Raw genomic sequence first — 290 nt, forward strand, 5'->3', positions numbered from 1 at the left:
TACCCAATCAACGTAGGAAAAATGGAATCATAAAGGCCGACCCAAAACCAGTGGGTTTTTCGAACCCTCCAGGTGGGAGCGATCGAGGGTCTGTTCAATCGCTTTGATGCGACCCTGCGGAACGCCGGATATCTGCCGATGTCTGGCCAGATCCTGGATGCCACGCTTGTAGCGGCTCCGAAGCAGCGCAATACGAACGCTGAGAAAGCCGACCTCCGGGAAGGACGTATTCCTGAAGACTGGCAGGACAAACCCAGAAAGCTGTCGCACAAGGATCGTCATGCGCGCTG

The 290-nt window shown here is 55.5% G+C and carries 1 pseudogene; it reads left to right on the forward strand.

Features of this window, described 5'->3' with window-relative positions:
* Positions 1–78 precede the first annotated feature (78 nt).
* A pseudogene (locus tag HK24_RS05590) lies at positions 79–290 on the forward strand (IS5/IS1182 family transposase); the annotation flags it as partial.

This window comes from Gluconobacter sp. DsW_058 (assembly GCF_002153615.1).
GTDB lineage: Bacteria > Pseudomonadota > Alphaproteobacteria > Acetobacterales > Acetobacteraceae > Gluconobacter > Gluconobacter cerinus.